This window comes from Salinispora sp. CH2A1_6, assembly GCF_056820975.1.
Genome location: NZ_JBXEDG010000009.1, coordinates 1 through 2,212 on the forward strand (window position 1 = coordinate 1; position 2,212 = coordinate 2,212).

At 67.8% G+C, this 2,212-nt stretch carries 2 protein-coding genes; both read right to left on the reverse strand.

Annotation, left to right across the window (positions count from 1 at the left end; translation table 11 throughout):
- Positions 1–69: 69 nt before the first annotated feature.
- Positions 70–864: an IS21-like element helper ATPase IstB gene (gene istB / locus AC1UKG_RS13580; protein ID WP_482642336.1), complete on the reverse strand. Its 795-nt coding sequence runs from the start codon at positions 862–864 to the stop codon at positions 70–72.
- A complete protein-coding gene (gene istA / locus AC1UKG_RS13585) occupies positions 865–2,145 on the reverse strand; it encodes an IS21 family transposase (protein WP_026271760.1) in 1,281 nt (426 codons plus the stop codon).
- Between the last annotated feature and the right edge of the window lie 67 nt (positions 2,146–2,212).

Here is a 2,212-nt window from a genome sequence, read left to right on the forward strand (position 1 = left end):
TGTCAACGGCGGATTGGAACTGACCCCCTATCGACGTTTTGGGATTGACCCCCTGGAGGTCGTTTCGTGCTACTTGTTGCGGTCCTTCGCGAGGAGTTCTCGGCGGGCTCTGGTGCGGTAGGACTCGCCTGCGAGGGTGAGGACCTCGGCGTGGTGCACGAGGCGGTCGATCATCGCGGCGGCGACGACTTCGTCGCCGAAGACCTCGCCCCACCGCCCGAACGGCAGGTTCGAGGTGACGAGGATGGAGCCGGCCTCGTAGCGAGATGCGACGAGTTGGAAGAACAGGTTTGCTGCGTCGGTGTCGAAGGGGATGTAGCCGACTTCGTCGACGATGATGAGCTTGTAGCGGCGGATCTTCTTCAGCTCGGCTTCCAGGGCGCCGCGGTGGTGGGCGCGGGCGAGGCGGTCGATCCAGTTCGTCGCGGTGTCGAACAGGACCGAGTAGCCGGACTGGGTGGCCTTGATCCCGAGCCCGATGGCCAGGTGGGTCTTGCCCAGGCCGGGCGGGCCGAGCAGGATCACGTTCTCCGCCTTCGGGATGAATGTCGCCGTGGCCAGGTGCGCGAGTACGTCCTTGCGGAGGCTCGGCAGGTGGTCGAGGTTGAAGTCTTCCAGGGTCTTGATCGCCGGGAAGTGCGCGGTGCGGATCCGCATCGTCGTGCCGGCGGACTCGCGGTCGGCGACTTGCCGTTCCAACACGGCGGCGAGGTACTCCTCGTGCGACCAGTTCGCCTGTCTGGCCTGGTCGGCCAAGGTCTCCCAGGTCCGCCCGATCGTGGGCGTCTTGAGGACTCTGGTGAGGTAGGCGAGCTTGGATCTCAGCCCGTCCGGCGCCGGTCTGGTCTTCGTTGTCGTGGTCATCTACTTTCCTCCGGCTGCGCTTTTCTGGACCGCCTCGACGTCGGGGCGGGGGTCGAAGTCCACGCCGAACAGGGCGTCGTAGTCCGGCAGGGCACGGATCGCCACGACGTGTCCATCAGCGTGCGAACGAGTCGAGGCCTGCCGCCGGCGGGCAGCCAAGTCCTGGCGCAGCAGCCGGGCGGTGGCCTGATGCTCGGGATCGGTGATCGTGCGGGCATGGCCCCAGTCACGGTCGTGATCAGCCACGACCTGCCCGGCGCACGAGGCGACCATCCGGGCGGGGGTGGCGAGCACGTCGATGAACCTGCCGATGCACCGAGGGTCCACGGAGTAGTCGTTGCCGTCGATACGCACGTAGTAGTCCCGCCCCAGCCGCACCCGATGCGTGAGCCCGATCGCCGGCGCCACCGGCGGCAGAGCCACCATCGCGGCCCGGTCCGCCGCCCACCTAGCCGTGGGCGTCGTCAAGCCGATCGCGCGCAGGACGCGCGTGTTCGCGCGCTGCACGAGCCAGTCGCTGATCTGGACGTTGAAGTCGAACGGCGAGGTGAACACACGCCCAGGCAGGAACGAGGTCTCGAAGAACCCGTTGCGCCGCTCGACCAACCCCTTGAACTCCGGATCCCTGGGCGGGGCCAGGCGAATACGCACCCCGATCGTCCCGGCGAACGCCGCCGCCTCCGTCGTGAGCTTCCCGGTGCCACCGATCGCGGCCTCCCGATCCCAGACCAAGGTCCGTGGACAGGCACCCCACCCGGCCACGATCTCCCACATCCCCGCCAGGATGTCTCCGGCCTTGCGACTGGGAATCATGACCGCGTCCGTGACCCGCGAGTACCCGCAGGTCATCGCGAGCACCGGCAGGATCCGCTCAGCCCCGCCACCAACCGGGATCGGCTGAGGTGGGAACCACAGATCACACTGGGCGACCTCACCCGGGTCGTACTCCACTCGGTCGGTCGGGTCCGGCGGAACGAACAACGGACGCAGCTCCCGAACCCGGTCCTTGAGGATCGTCAGCGACTTCGTCCACCCGATCCGCTCAGCGATCACCGTCGCCGGCATCCGCGGGAACTCCGCGAGCAACGCCCGGACCTGCGGCTCGACCCCATCCACACACGAACCGCGAGGGCCGCGCTCACGCGACGGCGGCGCCTCGGCCCGAAGCGCCGAACGGACCGTGTTACGCGCCAAACCCAACCGACGCGCAATCTCCTTGATCGGAACACCCTCAGCCCGATGCAACCGACGGACCTCAGCCCAGTCTTCCAATGCGATCACCCCTCCAGCCTCGGAGGGGTCAGTCCCAATCCGCCGCTAGAGGGTCAGTCTCAGCGCGTCGTCGACA

Excerpts from the sequence above, each read along its gene's own strand:
- istB (WP_482642336.1), bottom strand. The coding sequence starts at position 864 with ATGACCACGACAACGAAGACCAGACCGGCGCCGGACGGGCTGAGATCC.